The sequence below is a fragment of the Janthinobacterium sp. SUN137 genome (assembly GCF_030587265.1).
Classification (GTDB): Bacteria; Pseudomonadota; Gammaproteobacteria; order Burkholderiales; family Burkholderiaceae_D; genus Janthinobacterium; species Janthinobacterium kumbetense.
In genome coordinates, this window is record NZ_JAPWHZ010000003.1 from 540,415 (window position 1) to 561,252 (window position 20,838).

General features: G+C 57.3%; 19 protein-coding genes. 11 read left to right on the forward strand and 8 right to left on the reverse strand.

From position 1 onward, the window contains the following. Positions 1-59 precede the first annotated feature (59 nt). The 5 genes from dmeF to O3298_RS17435 form a co-directional block, all read right to left on the reverse strand. Complete coding sequence (gene dmeF, locus O3298_RS17415; RefSeq protein ID WP_305060100.1) at positions 60-1,034, reverse strand: CDF family Co(II)/Ni(II) efflux transporter DmeF; 975 nt, start codon at positions 1,032-1,034, stop codon at positions 60-62. A 10-nt stretch (positions 1,035-1,044) separates the two neighbouring features. Continuing rightward, a complete protein-coding gene (locus tag O3298_RS17420; RefSeq protein WP_099664637.1) occupies positions 1,045-1,320 on the reverse strand; it encodes a metal/formaldehyde-sensitive transcriptional repressor in 276 nt (91 codons plus the stop codon). 123 nt (positions 1,321-1,443) lie between these two features. Next, a complete protein-coding gene (locus O3298_RS17425) occupies positions 1,444-2,280 on the reverse strand; it encodes a TlpA disulfide reductase family protein (protein ID WP_305060101.1) in 837 nt (278 codons plus the stop codon). Positions 2,281-2,339: 59 nt separating this feature from the next. Beyond that, on the reverse strand, positions 2,340-3,068 hold the full coding sequence (locus O3298_RS17430; RefSeq protein ID WP_369811601.1) for a DUF2325 domain-containing protein: 729 nt from the start codon (positions 3,066-3,068) through the stop codon (positions 2,340-2,342). Positions 3,069-3,171: 103 nt separating this feature from the next. Further along, complete coding sequence (locus O3298_RS17435) at positions 3,172-3,777, reverse strand: hypothetical protein (protein ID WP_305060102.1); 606 nt, start codon at positions 3,775-3,777, stop codon at positions 3,172-3,174. A gap of 285 nt (positions 3,778-4,062) precedes the next feature. Here O3298_RS17435 and O3298_RS17440 point away from each other — a divergent pair, with 285 nt between their 5' ends. From O3298_RS17440 to O3298_RS17490, 11 genes are all read left to right on the forward strand, one after another. Continuing rightward, positions 4,063-7,227 carry a type VI secretion system Vgr family protein gene (locus O3298_RS17440; RefSeq protein WP_305060103.1) on the forward strand — a complete coding sequence of 1,055 codons (3,165 nt, stop codon included), beginning with the start codon at positions 4,063-4,065 and terminating at the stop codon, positions 7,225-7,227. Then, complete coding sequence (locus O3298_RS17445; protein ID WP_305060104.1) at positions 7,224-8,984, forward strand: hypothetical protein; 1,761 nt, start codon at positions 7,224-7,226, stop codon at positions 8,982-8,984. Before O3298_RS17440 ends, O3298_RS17445 begins: the two co-directional genes overlap by 4 nt. 2 nt (positions 8,985-8,986) lie before the next feature. Continuing rightward, the gene (locus O3298_RS17450) at positions 8,987-10,012 is read left to right on the forward strand and encodes a PoNe immunity protein domain-containing protein (protein WP_305060105.1); all 1,026 of its coding nucleotides are present in this window, start codon (positions 8,987-8,989) and stop codon (positions 10,010-10,012) included. Between the two features lie 63 nt (positions 10,013-10,075). Further along, positions 10,076-10,234 (forward strand): hypothetical protein, encoded by a 159-nt coding sequence (locus tag O3298_RS17455; protein WP_305060106.1) that lies wholly within the window; start codon positions 10,076-10,078, stop codon positions 10,232-10,234. 136 nt (positions 10,235-10,370) lie between these two features. Next, positions 10,371-11,396, forward strand: coding sequence for a PoNe immunity protein domain-containing protein (locus O3298_RS17460; protein ID WP_305060107.1), 1,026 nt, complete (start codon positions 10,371-10,373; stop codon positions 11,394-11,396). Between the two features lie 107 nt (positions 11,397-11,503). Next, complete coding sequence (locus O3298_RS17465) at positions 11,504-12,529, forward strand: PoNe immunity protein domain-containing protein (RefSeq protein WP_305060108.1); 1,026 nt, start codon at positions 11,504-11,506, stop codon at positions 12,527-12,529. Between the two features lie 233 nt (positions 12,530-12,762). Continuing rightward, a complete protein-coding gene (locus O3298_RS17470; RefSeq protein ID WP_305060109.1) occupies positions 12,763-13,839 on the forward strand; it encodes a type VI immunity family protein in 1,077 nt (358 codons plus the stop codon). Beyond that, on the forward strand, positions 13,836-14,717 hold the full coding sequence (locus O3298_RS17475; protein WP_305060110.1) for a PoNe immunity protein domain-containing protein: 882 nt from the start codon (positions 13,836-13,838) through the stop codon (positions 14,715-14,717). Before O3298_RS17470 ends, O3298_RS17475 begins: the two co-directional genes overlap by 4 nt. A gap of 1 nt (position 14,718) precedes the next feature. Beyond that, positions 14,719-15,636, forward strand: a complete 918-nt coding sequence (locus O3298_RS17480) for a PoNe immunity protein domain-containing protein (protein WP_305060111.1) — start codon at positions 14,719-14,721, stop codon at positions 15,634-15,636. A 2-nt stretch (positions 15,637-15,638) separates the two neighbouring features. Further along, positions 15,639-16,475, forward strand: coding sequence for a PoNe immunity protein domain-containing protein (locus O3298_RS17485; protein WP_305060112.1), 837 nt, complete (start codon positions 15,639-15,641; stop codon positions 16,473-16,475). Further along, a complete protein-coding gene (locus tag O3298_RS17490; protein WP_305060113.1) occupies positions 16,472-17,575 on the forward strand; it encodes a hypothetical protein in 1,104 nt (367 codons plus the stop codon). The genes O3298_RS17485 and O3298_RS17490 overlap by 4 nt, the downstream gene beginning before the upstream one ends. Before the next feature lie 18 nt (positions 17,576-17,593). Here O3298_RS17490 and O3298_RS17495 read toward each other — a convergent pair whose 3' ends face one another. From O3298_RS17495 to O3298_RS17505, 3 genes are read right to left on the reverse strand one after another with little or no spacing between them, the layout of a single operon-like run. After that, positions 17,594-19,237, reverse strand: a complete 1,644-nt coding sequence (locus O3298_RS17495) for a DUF2235 domain-containing protein (protein WP_305060114.1) — start codon at positions 19,235-19,237, stop codon at positions 17,594-17,596. A 3-nt stretch (positions 19,238-19,240) separates the two neighbouring features. After that, entirely contained in the window at positions 19,241-19,903 is a 663-nt protein-coding gene (locus tag O3298_RS17500) for a hypothetical protein (RefSeq protein ID WP_251351970.1), read from the reverse strand. 13 nt (positions 19,904-19,916) lie between these two features. Further along, entirely contained in the window at positions 19,917-20,837 is a 921-nt protein-coding gene (locus tag O3298_RS17505) for a DUF4123 domain-containing protein (protein ID WP_305060115.1), read from the reverse strand. Position 20,838: the final 1 nt, after the last annotated feature.

Sequence of the window (20,838 nt, forward strand, 5' to 3'; positions counted from 1 at the left end):
TAAAAGCCGACATTATACTGCCTACGCCCCGCATCAGCTTGCTTTTTTCGCCATCATTATCAATGGCGGCGAATAATCTCGATGGTGCTGTGGACAATTTCTTCGTGGATGCCGATGCGCGCGCGCAGTTCGGCCGCCGTCAGGCTGGCGTCGCGGCTGACGACGGACAGGGCGCATGAATACAGCTGCTTGCCGACCCGCCACACGTGCAGGTCGACGACGCGCGGCGTGTCGCCGGCGCTTTCCACTTCCACGGCTTCGCGGATTTCATCCACCACGGGGTGGTCCATCTCGCGGTCCAGCAAGACCTTGCCCGTCTCCTGCATCAGCTTTTTCGCCCACAGGGCCACCAGCACGGCGCCCGCGATGCCCATCACGGGATCGAGCCAGCGCCAGCCGTAAGCCCACGCGCCGGCCAGCGCAAGGATGGCCAGCACGGACGTGGCGGCGTCGGCCAGCACGTGGATGTACGCGGCCTTCATGTTCAAGTCTTCGCCGTGGCCATGCTGCTCATGGTGACCGTGATGGTCATGATGATCATGATGCCCGTGGTCGTGGCCATGGTCGTGGTGCCCGCCGAGGATCAGCGCGCACACGAGGTTGACAGCCAGGCCGAAAGCCGCCACCGCCATCGCCTGCGGATAGTGTATGGGTTGCGGCGAGAACAGGCGTTCGACGGAAGCGGCCACCATCAGCACGGCCACGCCCAGCAGCAGGATGGCGCTCGTGTAGCCGGCCAGCACTTCGATCTTCCACGTGCCGAAGGCAAAGCGCGGGTCGCGCGCATAGCGGCGCGCGGCCGCATACGCAAACGCGGCCAGGCCGATGGCCAGCGCGTGCGAACTCATATGCCAGCCATCGGCCAGCAAGGCCATGGAGTTGTACCACCAACCGGCGACGATTTCCAGCACCATGGTGGCCAGGGTGATCCACATGACGATGCGCGCGCGGCGTTCCGCCTTGTCGCTGGCTGCGCCAAACACGTGTTCATGCTGCCAGACGGACAGGTCTTCCTTGATGGATGGCGTTTGCATGACGTGCTCCTTATTTGAGGTAGGTGCGCAGGATGCCTGCGATGTCGTCGGCGCCCCTGGCCCGCTCGTCGCCGGAGATATCGGGACTGGCCACGTGCTCGCGCAGGTGTTCTTCGATGACTTCGGCCATCAGGCCATTCACGGCGCCGCGCACGGCCGCGATCAGCTGCAGCACTTCGCCGCAGTCGCGCCCCTCTTCCAGGCCCCGCTCCAGGCCTTCCACCTGTCCCTTGATGCGTTTGATCCTGTTCAACAGCTTGGTCTTGTTGTGCGCCGTGTGTCCCATGGTTTCACTCCGATAAATACTATAGGGGGGTATACTATCAGAAAGCGCGCCGCGTGCGGCAAGGCGTTAAAAAAAAGCCGCGCATCCTCGCGGATGGGCGGCTCATTCAGGCAGGAACAGGCGCTATGGCGCCGGCGCGATCTTGCGCAGCTTGCTGGCCAGCGAAGCGTCGGACAATTCGCCCAGGTGCGTATCGACCAGGCGCCCCTGCGCGTCATAGAACAGGGTGGTGGGCAGGGCCGAGGAACCGGCCGCCTTGCCCAGCGCCGCCTCGCTGTCGAGCAGCACATTGCGCAGGGTCACACCGCTCCTGTCCAGGAAAGCGCTGGCCGCTGCCGCATCCTCGCGCTGGTTCGCATACACGAAGACGATATCGGCGCGCGCCTGCTGCGCGGCGGCCAGCACAGGCATCTCGCGCCGGCACGGCGGGCACCAGCTGGCCCACAGATTGACCACCAGCGGCTTGCCGCCGGCCAGCGCCGCCAGGGTCACCGGCGCGCCATCGAGCGCCTGCAGCGCCACGGTCGGCAAGGCCGCCGGCTTGTCGTAGGCCAGCGAGATCCCTGCGCTCAGCACGCCCCAGACCAGCGCGCCCGATGCCACGCTGATGGCGAGAGGGCGGCGCATGGCCGCCATGGCGGGACGCCGGCAGCGCCACGCGGCGATGGCCAGCGCGGCGGCGATGCCGGCCGGCGCCAGAAACCCGCCGTCGCGGATATTGAGGATGGACCAGGGTGCCGCCAAGGGGGAGCTGAAATACTGTTCGTGCCAGCGCAAGACGAATGCCAGCCGCGCCGCCAGCAAGCCGGCAATCAGCATGTCGGAAACGAGGGAACCGGCGTCCGGCAGTTGGCGATAGCGCCGTAGCGACCACGCCGCGCCGTAGGCGACGCACAGGGAAACGATCAGCAGGACCAGGCCCGTAGGCAGGGCCATGGGACCGATTTGCAGGGACAGCATGGGCGCTCTTTATAACGTCAAATGGACGGCCATTCTGCCCGATGCGGATTAAGCGGGCGTTAAGAAGCGGCCAGCGCTTCCTTGCGCACGAAATGCATGGCTTGCGGCTGGTCCACCAGCACGCACTGCTTGCCCGTGCGCTTGCAGTGGTCGTGCACGCGCCAGTAGGCGTCGTGGCTGACGCAGCCCGTCTGGCAAATCACCAGGTCGGCCGCCACCAGGCCCGCTTCCAGCGCCGCCGCATCGTCGGCGCCATCGTCGCCGCCGGCATGGTGCAGGAAGCGCCCGCCGGCCTGCTCGATGGCTTGCTGCGCCACGTTGGCGCCACCCGCGTCCTGGCCAAGCTCCAGGCTTGAATAGTTGCTCACATATAGCACGGCTTTTTCGCGCACATCGGCCTGCAAGGCGGGCAAAGGTACGACGGAAGGCGCGGGCAGCCACTGCAGGCGCAGCAATTCGCGCATCAGGTCCTGCACCCGTTCGCCGAGCCACTCGACCCGGCGGGCCAGCCGGGCGCGCGTCGGCAAGCCCGGCACGCTGGCCGCCAGTTCGGCCAGTTCGTCGCGCGCCAGCGCCAGCCGGGTATCGCGGATCACGACCTGCGCCCGCGCGCGCATCAATTCCGACTCCAGCTGCGCGATGCGGGCCGCCTGCGCAGCCAGTTGCGCACTGCAACGCGCCTGCGCGCGGCCATATTCCCCCATCAGCACGCGATGCTCGTGCGCGATCATGTCTTCGTTGCCATACACACTGCCCATCATGCCCTCCTTCACCGACCGTGGCGCCATGGCGCCAGCCCATCGCACCCCCATGGATTCGAATTATAAATGAGAATCATTATTATTTGTCTATGCGCGTGCGCGCAGTAGGGGTATGCGGCGGCCGCCAGCGTCACGCAGCCGGCGGGCAAGACAGCAGGCGCTGCCAGACGTCGTCCTGCACCTGCCGCACATGCCGCAAGCCGTCGGGGCCACGATAGATCCCCAGCGTGTTCGGCCACGCCACATCGATGAACAGCAGCCGCGCTGGATCGATCAGCAGGGACTGGCCCACATAATTGCCCTTGATCTCGCCCTTGTTCACGATCAGCAGGCGCGCGCCACCGGCCAGCGCCCGCTCTTCCAGCGCCACGCCGCTGCGCTCGGCCACATCGCGCAGCCAGCGTTCGCGCCAGCGCGCCTGCTCCCCGAACTGCCCCGTTGGCGGCCGGTCCAGCTTGACGACGGCTGCCACGGGACCGTCAATGCCCGCCTGCAGCGAAAAGCCCATGCGTTCCTGCAGTTCGACCGTGTAAGCCTCGCCCTTGACGTCGATCTGGTAGCGCCCCGTCCCGTCCTGTACCCGCAGCTCGGCCTGGTGATAGGCGGGTTGGACGCAACTGGCGTACTGATGGACGAGCACATCGAGAAACGGTGGTTCGACGGGGGATTCCGCCGCCATGGCGGGCGACAGGCTGGCACACAGCACGGCGGCAGCCGCGCATTTCATTGTATTCATTCTTGCTCCGGTTCACGTGGGACGGCTGCCGAAAAACAGGCACGGCACGCCATATTATTGTTTTTAAGCAATATTTCGCAGTATTTTTTGTAATGGTGGAATTGGCAAGATCCGCACTCTAGCAGAAGGGGCAAAAACGGCCCGCACGGCCCGCGCACGACCCGGCCTGCCACACGATTCAATTGAATCGCGCTTGTTAAATCACTATTTCTAAGGTGTAATCTTATAAGCAAGTCATTGAATTAATTGCAAGTACGCTCATTTCTCCACACGGAGTTCCAATCAATGTCCGAACCGGTCCAAGCAAGCGCGTCGCCGTCACCTGCTACGTCACCCGTCGCCAACGGCTTCAGCCAGGCCACGCGCCTGCTGAAGCTGAGTACGCCCCTGGGCCCGGACAAGCTGCTGGCCGAATGCGTGCGCGGCGAGGAAGGCCTGGGACTGGGCTATGTCTTCAATATCGCCGCCCTGTCGCTCGACGCGGCCATTCCCCTCAAGTCGCTGATCGGCCAGCCCATCCTGCTGGAATTGCGCACGGCCGCCGGCACCGAGGACTGGCGCCCGTTCCACGGCCACATCACCGCCGTCGAACTGGCGGGCGCAAACGGCGGCTTTGCCCGCTACAACCTGACCATGCAGCCGTGGACGGCCTTCCTGGCGCACGGCCGCGACAGCCGCGTCTTCCAGGACCTGGCGGTACCCGACATCCTCGAAGTCGTCTTCGCCCGCTACCAGGGCCAGGGCATGCTGGCGCCCGCCTGGCGCTTCGACCTGCTCGACCGCGCGGCCTATCCGAAACGCAGCATCTGCAGCCAGTATCAGGAAAGCGACTGGGCCTTTGCGGAACGGCTGATGAGCGAGGAAGGGCTGTTTTATTATGCGGAACACACGGGCGATGCGGGCAGCGCCAGCCTGGGCAGCCATACCCTCGTCATCGCCGATCACAACGGCAGCTTCAAGCCCAACACCCAGTCCAGCATCGCCTACAGCCAGCCAGGCGCCGTCATGCCGCAAGACACGATGGACCGCTGGCGCATGCAGTTGCGCCAGCAAACCAACGGCATCGAACTGTCGAGCTGGGATTACCGCGCGCTGGGCCAGCGCCCCATCAGCACCGCTGGCGCCAGGGACGGGACGATGGCGCTGGTCAGCCGCGACGCTCCCGGCGCCTATGCCTACCCGTCGCGCGAGCACGGACAACGGCTTGCCGAGCGCCAATTGCAGGCGCTGACGGCGGCCAGCGAAGTGTTTACCGGCGCCGGCACCGTGCGCACCCTGGCGCCCGGCACCACCTTCACCCTGAGCGGCCAGGCGCAAACGGACGCGGCGGGCGATGGCGACGCAGCGACCTTCCTCGTCACCCGCACGGTGCACCTGATGCATAACAACCTCGATGCGGAACTCGGCGGCGGACTGCTGCAGCGCTTCGGCAAGGGCTTGCTCGACGCGCTGATCGGCGACGAAGCGGCCGGCAGCCTGCACGCCGTCGGCGACACCATCGGCGAACGCCCGCCCTACCGCAACCGCATCGACGCCATCCGCAGCAAGATCCCCTACCGCAGCAGCTATGCCGACCAGCATGGGCAACTGCTGCATCCGCGCCCCGGCATCATGGGCCAGCAGACCGCCATCGTCGTCGGCCCGGCCGGCGTCCAGCTGCATACGGACCGCGACCACCGCATCAAGGTGCAATTCCACTGGCAGCGGGGAGCGCAAAGCCATAGCCGGCTGGCGCATCCGGCAGCCGACGGCCACACGGGCGCGCCCGGCGACGATAGCGCCGGCACCTGGGTCAGGGTCGCCACGCCGCTGGCGCCCGTCGCCGGCGCCAACTGGGGCAGCAACGCCCTGCCCCGCGTGGGCCAGGAAGTGCTCGTCGATTTCCTGGAAGGCAATATCGACCGCCCCGTCGTCATCGGCACGCTGTACAACGGCCGCGGCCAGGCAGACGCGCAAAACAACCAGGTCAGCCAGGGCACGGGCGCGGCGACGGGCAACGCGCCGGCCTGGTTTCCCGGCCAGGCCGGCGCCCACGCCCATCCGGCGGCCTTGTCCGGCATCAAGACGCAAGCCATGCAAGCCAGCCAGGGCGGCGGCGGCCCCTACAGCCAGCTGGTATTCGACGACAGCCCGGGCCAGGGCCGCGTCGCCTTGCAGCGCCACGCCGGCCCCCACCAGGGCACGGCCGAACTGAACCTGGGCCATTTGCGCCACCAGAGCGACAACCAGCGGCTGGCGCCGTCCGGCTTTGGCGCCGAGCTGAAAACAGAACACGGCGCCGCCCTGCGCGCGGGAGCGGGCATGCTGCTGTCGGCGCATGGCCGCGATGCCGGCGGCAGCCAGATGGATGCGCAGGAAGCGCTGGAACAGCTCAGGCAAAGCTTGCAACTGCAGACCTCGCTGGCCGAGCAGGCGCAAAAACATTTCGCGCTCGAAATGCCCAGCCCGGCCACAGCCGGTGCGGCCGCGCCAGCTTCCGCTGCCACGCCGGACCAGCCGCAGACGCCTGCGCCAGCCGCGCAGCTCCCCGCCCTTGCCCAGATGCAGCACAGCATCGAGGTCCTGGGCGCGACGGCCGAGGGCGCCGCCGCTGCGGGCCAGGGCCAGCAGGCGGCGGGCGGCGAAGGCCAGGCCAGCGCGTATGGCGATCCGCAGCTGCAATTGTCCAGTCCGTCCGGCATCGCCGCCACCACACCGGCCAACGCCGTGCTGGTCGCCGGCGGCAATGGCAGTCTGACAGCGGGCGCGGATCTCAACTTTGCCGCGCAGGGCAACAGCCTGTACGCGCTGGGCAAGGGCATCAGCCTGTTTACCTATGGTAAGGCCAGCAGCAAGGATAAGCCCAACCAGGAGACCGGCATCCGCCTGCATGCGGCCAGCGGCAAGGTCAGCAGCCAAAGCCAGTCCGATGCGACACGGCTGACGGCCGACAAGGCCATCACCGTCAGCAGCACCGCCAAGAGCGTCACGGCGGCGGCCAAGCAGCACATCCTGATGACGGCCCAGGGCGCGTACATCCGCCTCGAAGGCGGCAACATCATGCTGCATGGACCGGGCAAGATCGATTTCAACGCCTGCATGAAGGAATTGACGGGGCCGGCGAGCAGCCAGCCCACCTTGCCGGCGATGCCGAATGCGGCCGACCTGGGCCGGGCAGTCGAACTGAACCTGCATTATGGCGATCTCGAACCTGTCATTAACTCCCCCTACAAAATCACGTTCGCCAATGGTACTTCACTCAGTGGATTGCTCAACGACAAGGGCCATGCCCGCCTCGAAAACATTCCTCCCGGCGCATATCACATTGAATATGGCGAGGACCAGCGCGACTGGGTAGCGCCGCCATTGCTAGCGGAACCCCGTCTGCAGCAAGCGAGGCAGCAGCTGAAACAGGCTTCCGCATTGCTGGAAGCGGCCAGGAAAAGCAGTAAACCGGATCCCCAACCATGAGCCAGAACTTTGTCGATGAGATTGTAGAGTTTTTCAAGGACCTGATCCTGGGCGACTTCGAGGATGACCAGGGCAAGGCCGCCATGATCGTCGGCGGCGCCATTTCCCTGATCCCCGTGGTTGACCAAGTGATGGATGTGCGCGATGTCTCGGGCATGATCTACCGGGTCGGCAGGAAAGGCGTGTCGCGCGCGACCCGCGATGACTGGGTCGACATGGCGCTGGCGGCGTTCGGCTGCATTCCGGAAGTCGGCAGCCTGTTCAAGACCATCATCAAGCCTTTGCGCAAGTACCGCAAGGAGGTTGGCGCGGCGGCCGCTGGCGGCAATGTCATGATCGAAGCCATGCTGGGCAAGAGCAAGGGCGCCGCGATCAAATTCCTGAAAACCTTCCAGTGGGCGCAAAACACCCAGCTGGCAATCAGCACGGCCATGAGCGCGCTGGACAACTGCGTGCAATTGCTCGGCTACCTGTCGACCAGCCATTGGTGGCTGCCGTCGGACTTGCAGCATTTGGCACGCGACATGAAGCCGCAAGTCGAGGCGGTGCGCGGCCCCCTCAAGGCCGGCATTGCGCAAGGCGCCAAGGCGTTGCAGGACTTGATCGAGGACATGCTGGGCGAAGACGCGTTATGGGCGGCAAAAAAAATCGCCGTCGCAGCCGGCACCGGCGCCAATACGGCAGCCAGGCACAATCACAAGCCCGGCAACACACATCCGCACAGCGCCAACGCCCAGTTCAAGTCGCCCACGATCAGCACCGATAAAAAAACCAAGGGCGTGGATACCAAAGCAAAAACCAAAGAACGGGACTCGCCGGGCAAGGGCAAGGAACACAAACCCGTGGACGACTCGCACCGCCAGAGCAGCGACGGCGGCACCGCACCGGTGAAGAATACGTCGCGGCCGATTCGCGAATTGCTGTCCAAAGTGCCATTCGGGCCAAAGGGACTCATCGGCGAGCATATGGCAGATTATTATCATATGGAACACGTGCTTAAAAAAGCCACCGCCTGGCCGCACGGTAACGTCAATGGAAAATGGCGCTTTGACTACCCGCGCGTTGTCGGTCCCGATAACGCACACAAACGCCCGACAGAGCTTGTACCCGAAGACTTAAAAAAAATGCTACAAAATGGTGTGGATACCATCTGGCAGACAAATAGCGACACTTTCCATTTCATCGAAGCAAAATTCAGTAGCAGTGCCTACACACTGTTCCAGCGGCTGCAAAAGGAAGTGGAACGTGGCAACATCCCACGCCCCCCGGCATCCCTCAACGACAGAGAGCTGATGTTATGGACTTTGCTCGGTGAACGTATAAAGGGCACGCAGATGGGGAAAAAATGGCTTACCAACAGCACCAAAAACGGTGCCATGCAATCCGTTGAAAATTTAAAAAATCGCTGGACATATCTAATACTGGGAAGCACCGCACTCTCTAATCCGTTCGTGACGGCGGCACACCCGCATGGCAAGCTCAAGTTAGCAGCAGCACCTGGAGTTGTCGACCATCTTGCAGCGACATTGGAATTACTCGCGTCAGGTGATCATTACAATATAAAAATACATGACAAACACAAAGAAACTCATGGCATAAGCGACACATTCAACTATATGGAAATTGATCGCATAGACAAAGGACGTAGAAGCCTCGAAAAAGCAACGTCTAAAAAACCAGTCGATCAACAAGAACAGCAAGAGAACAAGAATAAATCAAGCAAAGCAGTTTCAGGAAAGAGAAAGCGGAGAAAATAACAATGAAGAACCCAGAATTCCATGAACGCCGTCGCCAACAATTCCTTTATGAGGAGCTTTACACTAAAACTCGAGAAAATCAACTTTCACTAATTAAAGGTCAACTTGCCAACAAAAGAGTGGCCGAATCAACACAAAGTCAAACTGTCATTTACCAGTTTTTGTATTTGGAAGCGCTATGGATCTGGATACTCGACTATACGGCAGGTGAGCCGATCGATGCACTGGCGCCGCGCATTGCAGGCATCGTGGATAAATTTGAAGAATGGAATGAAGTCGATCAACTTTATCAACAGGAAGCGGCGCTTGACTTTCCAGAATACGGGCCATACGAATACGAGGGAGCGCCACAATTTTCCATCCTTTCCGATTATGAAGACACGCTTCAACTACTCAGCATCGCCATCCTGCTACGCGATCAGCGTTCGGTGCGACGCATCATCCACGTACTGCGTAGCCACCGTGGCCACGATGGGCTGTTCGAGCAATTAATTGGCGCATATGTCGAGGACAGTCAAGACCTCGACACCTGCATTATCAGCAAACCCTACGACACCCTGTTGCAAGTATTCTATGAGGAAGATGAGAAAGCTAGCTTAGTCCTGCTGCAAAAATACCTGAAACAGTGGTACCCAGCTATGAGAAATCATCCGCGCTGGTACGATGAGCATCTCAACATCAACGAGGAAGGCTATGCCGCCTATTACGGCTACTGGGCATTCGAAGCAGGGGCGACCGTCTTTATACTCGACCTGGACGACAGCCAGATCGACCATCTGGTCTACCCCAAAGACCTGGTCGATTATGCACGACAGTTATGGGAAGTAGGCCGCTTTACCAGTCAGGAAACAGAACCACTGATGCGCAAGGGACGCGTCGAGGGCGGCGAGCCCTGCCCTCAAACTGGCTTCTGGGAAACCCCAGCAAAATTGCACAGCCGCAGCCACTTCGCGCAAGGCCAAATAATGCCTGTTTTTGACGATGCGGCATACGGTGAAACCATCTGGTATTGGAGTGAAGAACAATAGCCACATTCCATCTCGCACAGCCAGCGATTGGCCCAGCGCCGAGCTGCGTCAGCGCATAAGCCTTTGGAATTGCACGCCTACGCCGGCGAGGCCTGCCCGCAGACCGGACAGTGGCAAGCGCTGGACATTCCGCCGCAAACCCGGCGATTTGAACAAGGCGAGATCATGCGCAATCTGGATTGCGCCTGTGGCTTGACGGTGTGGCGCTTCCTGAACGCATAAAAAACAGCGACGATACTGATGTTCGGAACCATCGAGCTGATGCTCGACTGAAAAAGGCAATCATGCATTGCGGTTTCAGCATGCCCGTACCTTCTTTGACACGAATACAATTTACCCAAGAAAAAAGCAAGTAGCCATGGAAGATTTACCCTTTCATCACCGACGCAGACAGCAATTTCTCCATGAAGAACTTTACAATAGAACACGGGAAAATCAACTTCTTCTCATTGAAGTAGGAAATGATAATGAAAATGTAGCCAGTACAACGCAAAGTGAAAATTCGATTTATCAGTTCTTGCATCTTGAACTATTTTGGCTCTGGATATTGGACTACACCGCAGGCGTCCCCATCCATGAACTTGCCTCGCGCCTTGCCGTTATTATCGACGAATTTGAAAAATGGAATGATGTATATCAATCGTTTCAACAGGATGCTGCACTTGAATTTCCAGAATTTGGACCTTACGAATATGTAGGCGCCCCGCAATTTTCCAATCTTTTTGAATACGAAAATACCCTTCAATTAATTAGCATTGCCATTTTACTGCGCGACCAGCAATCGGTCATGCGCATCATTAATGTGCTACGTAGTCACCGTGGTCAAGATGGTTTATTCGAACAATTAATTGGCGGATATGTCGAAGAAGAAATAAATCTAGACAGTTGCATTCTTGGAAAACCCTATGACACGCTGCTGCAGGTATTTTATGAAGAAGACGAAAGTGCGACGCTCAATCTTGTGAAAAATTATTTGAAATTATGGTACCCAGCCATGAAGGATCATCCACGCTGGTATGACGAACACTTGCATATCAACGAGGAAGGTTATTCCGGTTATTATGGTTACTGGGCATTCGAAGCAGGCGCAACAGTCTATCTACTCGATCTCGATGACAGCGGTATCAATCACCTGGTCTATCCAAAAGACCTTGTAGACTACGGGCGAAAATTACGCGAAGAAAACCGTTACACCAGCTTGTATACGAAACAGCAGCACAATGTCCGCCGTGTTGAAGGGGGAAATCCGTGTCCCAAAAGTGGTTTCTGGGAAACCTCAGCAAAATTACACAGCCGCAGCCACTTCGTGCAAGGCCAGGTGATGCCTGTTTTTGACGATGCGGCATACGGCGAAACAATTTGGCATTGGAGTGAAGGGCAATAGTCAATATTTCATCTCACACAGCCAAGTATGTTAGGCATTTACATTGAACGCAATGTCCGACAACATCTTGCAGAAATCTGCACCAAACAAAAAAATGGTACTTCACCATGAAAAATAGTGTCTTTCACGAACGGCGTCGGCAACAATTTCTTTATGAAGAACTTTATAAAAAAACACGGATAAATCAACTTTCCTTGATCCGCGGAGGAGAAGAAAACAAAAAGGATGCATATTCGATAGGCGAAAGCTCCTCCGTTCATCATTTCCTGTATCTGGAATTACTCTGGATATGGATGCTTGACTACACGGCTGGCATAACCCTCGATCAACTGGCGCCTCAAATCGCCGATATCGTGGACAAATTTGAAGAGTGGAACGAAGTGGATCAAAAGTATCAACAGGAGTGTGCACTGAAGCTGCCTGAATATGGTCCATATAAATATTCGGGGGCGCCCGATTTCTCGACACTTTCCGACTATGAAGACACACTGCAACTGCTGAGCATTGCCATCTTGCTACGCGATCAGCGTTCGGTCCAACGCATCATCCACGTACTACGTAGCCATCGCGGTCAAGATGGCCTGTTCGAGCAATTGATCAGTGCTTATGTCGACAACGTCGTCGAGCGCGATACCTGCGTGCTTGGCGCTCCTTATGACACCTTGCTAGGTGTCTTTTATGAAGAAGGTGAGACTGCCACACTCAGCTTGCTCAAGCAATATTTACAACAGTGGTATCCGGCAATGAAGGATCATCCACGCTGGCACGACGAGCACCTTAGGATCAGCGAAGAGGGCTATGCCGGCTATTATGGCTATTGGGCATTTGAAGCCGGAGCTGCAGTCTTTATTCTCGATCTGGACGACAGCGCTATCGATCATCTGGTCTACCCTAAAGACTTGGTCAATTATGGCCGCAAGTTACGCGCGGAACACCGTTACACAAGCATGGATACTGACTTAATAAATAAGGCCGGTCGTGTTGAGGGTGGTCACCCCTGCCCCCAAACTGGCTTCTGGGAAGCCCCAACAAGGTTACACAGCCGTAGCCACTTCGCGCAAGGCCAAGTGATGCCTGTTTTTGACGATGCGGCATACGGTGAAACCATCTGGCATTGGAGTGAAGAACAATAGCCAAATTCCATCTCGCACAGTCAGCGGCTGGTCCAGTGCAGGGGCCTTTGGAATTGCGCGCTGAAGCCGGCTAGGTCTGCCCGCAGGCCGGCCAGTGGCAAGCGCTGGACGTTCCTCCGTCAACCCGGCGATTTGAACAGGGCGAGATCATGAGCAATCTGGATTCTGCCTATGGCTTGACGGTGTGGCGTTTTATGAAGGCGTAAAGAAACAATGCAGTGAGAGGAGAAAAGATGAGCACAACGGAACGTTTTTTTACTGCCGAAGATGTAGAGGGAATGGTTGCTGACCTCAAAGAATGGCCAAACATGTCCTGTGACGATGGTAATCAAGATCTGGGGGTGTCTCCTTTCATAACATTTTACTTCTTGTATGATACTAAACGCCATCTTGACATATCCAATCTCATGATTGATATCCATGAAGAATTTTATAAAATCACAGGAAATCCATATATTATCGCAACGCATCCGAGTTCTGAGAGACCGCACCCTTACGGATCGAAACGTTTACCTGATCTGCGTGAGTTTGCAAGAAAAACAAAAAAAGAAGACTATTTCATTTTCAATTTTACCGATCAGAAAAAACATAACTCGTCGCCTTCCACTGCTGGATATTTCTGGAAAATGCGGGATCATATGAACGATAATTCAGAACCGTCAAACAGGGATTACTCATTCATTCAATTCTACTATCGCTGGTCATGGTGGAAGGATTACAAGAATGCATGGCGGCGGTTTGTTCTGGAAACCATGGAAAAACTAAAACCTGATCAGGTTTATAGCGGCTTTTCGATGGCCAATCCGCTTGCCTTTGGCACCCGCTCGGAAGTCACCGTGTGGGAACGCTCTCTGGCGCCGCGATTTTTTGGCTTGGACATTGATTATCCTTTTTCCATGAGCGGCTCGCTGGCAGACGGCATTCGCCCGCCAACCTGGGGCTTCCTGCTGTCGGATATGTGGCGCGAAAAATTGGATCTCAGCCGCGACCAGATAAAACTCCGCCTGCAGCATCCGCACATCCGGATCGACGAGCTCGGCGCAGGCCTATGGATCGAACTGGGCGAGGAACCGGCCCTCTACCCGGTGGAGGACGGCGTGCCGGAATTGCCGGCGCTGCTCAACAAACTGCTCAAGCCGATCCGCAACGACCACATGGCGCTGCTGGGCTTTGGCCAATGGGACGGCGACCCTAACGAACGCTTCAATGACGCCGACTCGCTACGCTGGATGCGGCGCTTCGACGCCGACAGCGACTGGCCCAGCGCCGAGTTGCGCCAGCGAGCAGCAAAAACGACGGACAAACAATGATGGCCGCCCCGTTCGACATGCGGCGCCGGCAGAAATTTCTCTACGAAGATCTTTATCATAAAACGCGGGGAAACCTGCTCGCATTAATTGAAGTCCGACTTGCAAATAAAAAAATAGTGGAATCAACGCTGGAAAACTCTGTGGTGCATCAGTTCCTGTATTTGGAAGCGTTCTGGATCTGGATGCTGGATTACACAGCGGGTGAACCGATCGATGCACTGGCGCCGCGTATCGCCGGCATCGTGGATAAGTTTGAAGAATGGAATGAGGTCGATCAATCCTGTCAACAGGAAGCGGCGCTTGAGTTTCCGGATTATGGACCGTACGAATACAAGGGAGCACCAGACTTTTCCACGCTTGCAAATTATGAGAACACGCTACAACTACTCAGTATTGCACTATTACTGCGCGATCAACATTCGGCCTTACGCATCATCCACGTGCTACGCAGCCACCGTGGCCAGGATGGATTATTTGAGCAATTGATTGGCGCATATGTCGAGAATAAGCAAGATCTTGATTCGTGCATACTCGAAAAGCCCTATGATACTTTACTTCAGGTTTTCTATGAAAACAATGAGAGAGAGATACTCAAACTGGTCCAGAAATACCTGAAACAGTGGTATCCAGCCATGAAAAATCATCCCCGCTGGTACGACGGGCATCTGAGAATCAGGGACGAGGGGTATGCTCCCTATTACGGTTACTGGGCATTTGAAGCGGGTGCGGCGGTTTTTTTACTTGACCTGGAGGACAGCCAGATCGACCATCTGGTCTACCCCAAGGACCTGGTCGATTATGCGCGCCAGCTGCGGAAAGAAGGCCGCCACAGCAGCGTGGAGATGAAACCATCGGCCAAACGAGAAGGCGGCGAATAAAATGAAAAATCCACCATTCGATGATCGCCGCCGCCAGCAATTCATTTACCAGGAACTGTATGAAAAAACCCTGGAAAATTCACTTGCCCTGATAAAAGTCCAACAGAAGAATAAGGAATCGGCTGAATCCGCGGCAGATCTCAGTCTGGCTTACAATTTTCTGTATCTTGAAAATTTCTGGATTTGGCTACTCGATTACACTGCGGGCATGCCCATAGAGGACCTCGCACCACGCCTGTCTGGCATCGTGGACAAGTTTGCGGAGTGGAATGAAGTCGATCAAATCCATCAGAAGGAAATATTATCGAAATACCCTGAATATGGCCCATATAAATATCGGGCAGCACCAAATTTTGGCGACCTTGGCGACTATGAAGATACGCTGCAATTACTGAGTATCGCTATATTATTGCGTGACCAGCGTTCGGTCAGTCGCATCATACGCATACTTAGCAGCCACCGTGGACAGGATGGCTTGTTCGAGGAACTGATTAGCGCCTATGTGGAGGATGCGATCATGATCGACACTTGCGTACTTGGCAAACCGTACGATGTCTTGCTGCAGACAGTTTATGAAGATGATGAAAATTCGGCACGAAATTTACTCAAGAAGTATTTAAAACAATGGTACCCGGCGATGAAGGACCATCCTCGCTGGTACAACGGCCATCTCAGAATCAGCGATGAAGGCTACGCGCCATATTATGGTTATTGGGCATTTGAAGCAGCTGCAATGGTTTTTGTTTTTGACCTCGATGACAGCGACATAGACCATTTGGTCTATCCAAAAGACCTCGTTGACTATGCGCGACAGTTATCGAAAGAAGGTCGCCATACCAGCATAGATAGGAATGAGGCAAGCGATGGCGGGCATGTCGAAGGCAAACAGCCCTGCCGTGACACGGATTTTCGGGAGTAAGAATGCAGACTCTGGACGAACACACTTTTTTGGCCTGGCGCAGGGAACCGCTGCTGTCCTACGCGATTTACCTTGAAAGCAAAGACAGCCACGACGAGTGCTTCGACATGGTGGAGGCAGGCTTGCAACAGCCTGCCGAAGTACTGCAAAATATCCCGCCAGAAAATTTCATGACGGCCACGCGCCAGCGGGCCTGGGATGGCATAGACCTGCTCAGCTTGGCCTACAGCGCGGGCCATACGATAGCCGATATGCGCGCGCTGTATCCCACGATACTCGAACACTGGGAAGAGTTTGCCAACTATGACAGGGCTTTTGACGTGCAGGCCTGCGCTGCGGAACAGGGATTTCCCCACTTCGCCCTGCCCGGTGATGGCTACGAGCAGGTCAACCGCATGATCTGCCTTGGCATTCTCCTGGGTTGGGGCAATTTGCTGCCCCGTCTGGCGCCAGTCATCGATTTCAACAACCACGAAAAAGATGGGCTGGTCGAACGCCTGCTGGCATTTTCCATCGATAACAGGGATACCGCCTGGCCGGAATGTACCCGCCACTTGCCCTACATCAAGACGCTCAAGATATTCGCGGCAGAAGAAAACCAGCGCCCGGCGCTGATGAAGGATTACCTGAGGCAATGGTATGACGCCAGCCGCCGCGAACCCTACTATGACAGCCACGCGCGCGACACCTCTTTTTCAGGCTACTGGTCATGGGAAGCGGCGGCCATCACCTGCCTGCTCGATATCGACGACAGCAGCTACCGCGATGCCAAATTCTATCCCGCCGACCTGGTGGCATTCCACCGTCAGCCAGCCTGTATGCGATCGGAGCCGGCATGAGCCACAAACCGGCCGTGATCGCAGCCTGCCTCATCTTCGCCATGCCCGCGCAGTCACACGCCGCAGACTCGCCCTTTCCGGGGATTTATTCCGTCATCGATCCCGTCACGGGCATGACGCAGGATGTGCTGAAAATCGAACCGTTCATCAACGGCGAATTCAACGTCTTTCCCCGCTTCGCAGGGGAACGGGCGTGGGCCGGCGTGCTCTCTGGAAAGGTGATGGGCGCCAGGGACCGCTATCTGGAGGAAGCACTATTTCCGCAGGACAGCAAGGTACGCACCCTGGCCATCGCAGACATCGGCTACCTGTACCGCACGCCCGGCGACAACTATTCGCGCGACGGCCGTTCGGATACCGGCTATCTGAGTCATATCTTTGCCATCGGCATCAAGTCCATGCAACGCCGGCCGCTGCTGGCAGGCCATGCCGAACGCGGCGAGCGCGGCCAGCACGATTACCGGCCCCGGGCCGATGAAGCGAAGACAGCGGTCAGCACCCTGAACTACAGCGCCCGTCCCATCCAGGTCGGCGTCAGCGATGCCGGCAATCCGGCCAATGCCGTCGATACCGATCCCCTGAACCCTTACATGAGCAGCGCCGCCAATTGCTGTTTCTACCTGCCGGCCACGCCGCACAAACCGGTACAGCTGACCATCGAGTACCGCTGGTTGCCTGACGGCAAGCCGGAAACGCGCACGCTGCCGTTGCCTGCCGGCAATACCACCGAGGAGCTGCTGGTCGTCGTGCAAGCCGATGGCAAGTTGGCGCTGGAATTTCGCGCCCCGCACGAATCGCAGTCGATGACGGCGGATGGCAGCGTCAAGGCCGGCAACGGCAGGCTGTATCCGGCCCTGCCCGCTGCCGAGCGCAAGGCCGTGCTGGCAGCGGAACTGGCGCATCAGCAACGCTCCCTCAAAGACATCAGCAAGAAACTGGAAAAACTGCCCCCGACGACACCGTTGCAGCTCACGCAGCGGGTGGCGGAGCTGGTCGAAGAGCGGCAGGCCACCGTGACGTATCTGGTAGCGTTTTCCGCATGCAAGGCGGCCGTGCACGAGTGCGACAAGCAAGCCAGGGCGGCGGCCCGCGCCAGATAGCGGCTAGGCCCGTTTCTGCTAGGCTATCGCCGTGTCGCCACCTGTCGATGCATCTTTCGGCACCAGCATCGCCTCTTTTACGCCGCCCGATGCCGGTTTTGCCCCCTCATATCGCCAATACAGATATTTCTTGCCTCGTTTCCCCATGAAATACTGCCGGTTTCGGGACCAGCGGCTGGCTTCAACAAAGCCGATACTGGCGTCACTCATCTGATTCTTGAATCCCGCAACAGAATCATGCACATAGCGATCGAAGAATTTGTCAAATAAAGTCCGCTCGGCCACCGACAGCGACTTTCGGAGCTTGCCTTTCCAGGCATCGTAGATCGCGTCCTCCAGCGGTTCCGTGGCACTGCGAAAAAAGCCTGTTTTCTTTTCTGCAATATTCTGAACGTCGCGTTCCCATTCGCTGTCCGTCGTGGTCATGTACTTGTCAGGCGTGGCATACATGACGGACTGCCCCTTTGCGATGATGGCTTCGCGTTCTTTGCGCGCCGCGCGCTGGCGTTCCGTGCGTCCCCAGCGCCAATGATAGTAATTGTTCATGTGGCTGATAACTTGTGTCTCGAGCCGCTTGTCCGCGCTCACGTGCTTCATGTAAGCGTCGAAGCATGCCTCCAATTCGCTGCTGATGTTAAACAGCGAGCCATAATCCTGAAGAACCTCTTCGGGTGACTTGAACGGCACCCCGGCGGCATATGCCGACAGATACATATTGCACAGCGGAATGCGCGCCAGTTCGTTTGACCGCCCCTCCTGATTCATGTCGTCATAACCGCCGCCCACGTCGGAGTGTGCCCCGGGATAAAGGGTTTCCCGACAGTTCGAGTCAGTGGCCTGGTCGATTCGGATAGAGTCTGATGGAAATTTCTCGCGCACTTCATGCGCTGCGACATAATGCTCGCAAAAGCGCACATACGGTGGAATACGCAGATCGGAGGCCCATTCCGCATGGCCGCCCTCGTCTGCCAGATACATCACGCCGCCCCAGACAGGTCCCAGGTGATATTTGAGATTCGACTCAAGGCGGCTACCGCCAAACCCCACCGAGGCCACGGTATCAAAAATGCCGAGGAAGTAAATCACCAGACGCGGCTGAATAAATCCACCACTTTTGATCCAGATCAATCCATCTCCCTGCTGATAACACTGTCCAGCCAACTGACGCACAAAGGCCCGCGCCTGGGCCGCCCCCCGACTGAAACCAAACACGGCAACATTGATTTGATTTACATGCGGCATGTGCTTGTCCACCCGCACCTTCAACTCCTTCAGCATCCAGCTGATCCGGGCCTGACCTTTTGCAGCCGATGCCATGCCGAGTGCCCCATCGATTCCATCACCGCTGTCTTGAATTTCCGGAAACGGCGTGCCGACGCCTGGCGTATATATCGCGTAGGTCTTGTTTTTTTCATCTTCGGCCGTATGCGCAAACTTTCCCAGTTTCGCAATATTGCTGTACTTTACATTCGACGAAGCCAGCGAACCATTTCCATCTTTTTTGAAATTATTTCCAGTTCCGTCAAAAAAACAGCTGATCCAGACGGGCTTTCGGCAATCCGAATCCTTCGCACATTTCTCCAATTCCTTGCGATAAATTCCTCGGGCAAGTCTTTCACTCTTCGTGACGTCGCTAAGCCGGCGTATCGTTGGTTTACTCATGGTCTATTCCCTATGCGGTGTGCGAGGTATGCCATAAAAAGGATTCTCGATTTCCTGCTTGCAGAACTGGCCTTGGGGAAGGCGCGTGGCATGCAGTTTCACTTGCTCGGCAGCAAGTGGCGCCTGCGTCTTGAAGGTTCCCAAATGTGCCTGGACTGTTCCATCGGCAAGAAAGTGCAAGAGCACGGTGGTTGGGCGATCTGGCCCTTTGGCGGGCAGGATGTCCACAGTGGCCTGACACCAGCGGCTTCCGGGAGAACTCTGCCTGGAAGTGCGTTCGTCATAGTCAACACTCGATTTTCCATTGTGATAGGCAGTATCGAACACCACGCTCCAGACCACGCGCACTCTCAGCGGTTTATCCACGGGAGTGTCCCAGATAAAACAGCAATTTCCGCTACTGAAACGGACTTTTTCACCATTGTCCATTTCCGCCTCGCTGGCGTCGCGAAAAAAAATGGAACCGCCGCTGGGAGCTTCATCGATCTTGAATGGCAGTGAAATACCCTTGAAGGTGATGGAGTAAATATCGTACGGCGTGTAGTTATATGAGGTGGTAGTGAAGGTTTTCTCGCTTAATTCCTGTTGCAAGCGATTTTCCTTTTCCTTGGAATTGCAAGCGGCCAGAAAAACCAGGCACAATACGATAGAGGTCAGTTTTTTCATGTCGGGATCGCATTCATATGCTGGAAGCGGAAATTTCTTCGAGTGCAGCCCATTGCTGGGGAGTCCAGGCCAATATCCGGTCGCTGAATGACTGCGCCGTTCCCGTCGCCTGCAATGCGATGGCGGCGAGCGGGGACAGATGAAAATCGGCGCCCAGCATGAGCGACAACATGCAGTAGCTTTTCAAGTCTGTGGGCGAACTGAGTCCATATGCCTGCGCCCTGCCCAGCTGTTGAAAGAAAAAGTCATAGCGCTGATCCTGAGGCAAACCGTCGAGCGCCTGCGGATCATCGCTCTCCATTTGCTTCATCAGCATGTACGGCGCTGTTCTATTCATCAGCTCAACATATTGATGTTGTGTCAAAAGCATTCGTTCGCTTCCAAGGGACGCGGGCGCCTCATCCATCTCGCCAGATACAATTTGAGGCACCCCGCGCACGTCCATGTACAACCAGCCCGTGATTTCTGCGAGTGCAGCCTTGCGCTGCGCCGGTTCCAGCACGTCCAGCCAGTGCGGCAGGATAAGCGGATCGTAGTAGCGCATGATCCACTCCGTACCGTCATCGTGCTCCACCTCGGTCAGCCACGTCAGCCGTTCCAGTACTTGCGGCAGGGGCCGGTCAGAAACAATCAGCGACATGAAATGGGCGCTGCCGGCAGTGCAAAGCAATTGGGCGAGCAAGGGACATTGCTCGCGCTTGATATGCCGCAACAATATCGGGCCGGCGTACAGGGCGTCTGGCTCGGCCAATTCACCTAACAAGGAATACAACTCGACGCTGTGATCGCTTGGCAAGCGGATACGGGCCAAACCATCGAACTTGGCGCCATCAATCAAGCTGTACAGGGTCACGCCCTGGTCGGCAGGATGGCTATCGAACAGCGCAAGCAGCTGCAAGCCGCAGGCGGGAGCCCCGCCATCGTCGTCGCGCATG

Excerpts from the sequence above, each read along its gene's own strand:
- dmeF (WP_305060100.1), bottom strand. The coding sequence starts at position 1,034 with ATGCAAACGCCATCCATCAAGGAAGACCTGTCCGTCTGGCAGCATGAA.
- O3298_RS17420 (WP_099664637.1), bottom strand. The coding sequence starts at position 1,320 with ATGGGACACACGGCGCACAACAAGACCAAGCTGTTGAACAGGATCAAA.
- O3298_RS17425 (WP_305060101.1), bottom strand. The coding sequence starts at position 2,280 with ATGCTGTCCCTGCAAATCGGTCCCATGGCCCTGCCTACGGGCCTGGTC.
- O3298_RS17430 (WP_369811601.1), bottom strand. The coding sequence starts at position 3,068 with ATGGCGCCACGGTCGGTGAAGGAGGGCATGATGGGCAGTGTGTATGGC.
- O3298_RS17435 (WP_305060102.1), bottom strand. The coding sequence starts at position 3,777 with ATGAATACAATGAAATGCGCGGCTGCCGCCGTGCTGTGTGCCAGCCTG.
- O3298_RS17440 (WP_305060103.1), top strand. The coding sequence starts at position 4,063 with ATGTCCGAACCGGTCCAAGCAAGCGCGTCGCCGTCACCTGCTACGTCA.
- O3298_RS17445 (WP_305060104.1), top strand. The coding sequence starts at position 7,224 with ATGAGCCAGAACTTTGTCGATGAGATTGTAGAGTTTTTCAAGGACCTG.
- O3298_RS17450 (WP_305060105.1), top strand. The coding sequence starts at position 8,987 with ATGAAGAACCCAGAATTCCATGAACGCCGTCGCCAACAATTCCTTTAT.
- O3298_RS17460 (WP_305060107.1), top strand. The coding sequence starts at position 10,371 with ATGGAAGATTTACCCTTTCATCACCGACGCAGACAGCAATTTCTCCAT.
- O3298_RS17465 (WP_305060108.1), top strand. The coding sequence starts at position 11,504 with ATGAAAAATAGTGTCTTTCACGAACGGCGTCGGCAACAATTTCTTTAT.
- O3298_RS17470 (WP_305060109.1), top strand. The coding sequence starts at position 12,763 with ATGAGCACAACGGAACGTTTTTTTACTGCCGAAGATGTAGAGGGAATG.
- O3298_RS17475 (WP_305060110.1), top strand. The coding sequence starts at position 13,836 with ATGATGGCCGCCCCGTTCGACATGCGGCGCCGGCAGAAATTTCTCTAC.
- O3298_RS17480 (WP_305060111.1), top strand. The coding sequence starts at position 14,719 with ATGAAAAATCCACCATTCGATGATCGCCGCCGCCAGCAATTCATTTAC.
- O3298_RS17485 (WP_305060112.1), top strand. The coding sequence starts at position 15,639 with ATGCAGACTCTGGACGAACACACTTTTTTGGCCTGGCGCAGGGAACCG.
- O3298_RS17490 (WP_305060113.1), top strand. The coding sequence starts at position 16,472 with ATGAGCCACAAACCGGCCGTGATCGCAGCCTGCCTCATCTTCGCCATG.
- O3298_RS17495 (WP_305060114.1), bottom strand. The coding sequence starts at position 19,237 with ATGAGTAAACCAACGATACGCCGGCTTAGCGACGTCACGAAGAGTGAA.
- O3298_RS17500 (WP_251351970.1), bottom strand. The coding sequence starts at position 19,903 with ATGAAAAAACTGACCTCTATCGTATTGTGCCTGGTTTTTCTGGCCGCT.
- O3298_RS17505 (WP_305060115.1), bottom strand. The coding sequence starts at position 20,837 with ATGCGCGACGACGATGGCGGGGCTCCCGCCTGCGGCTTGCAGCTGCTT.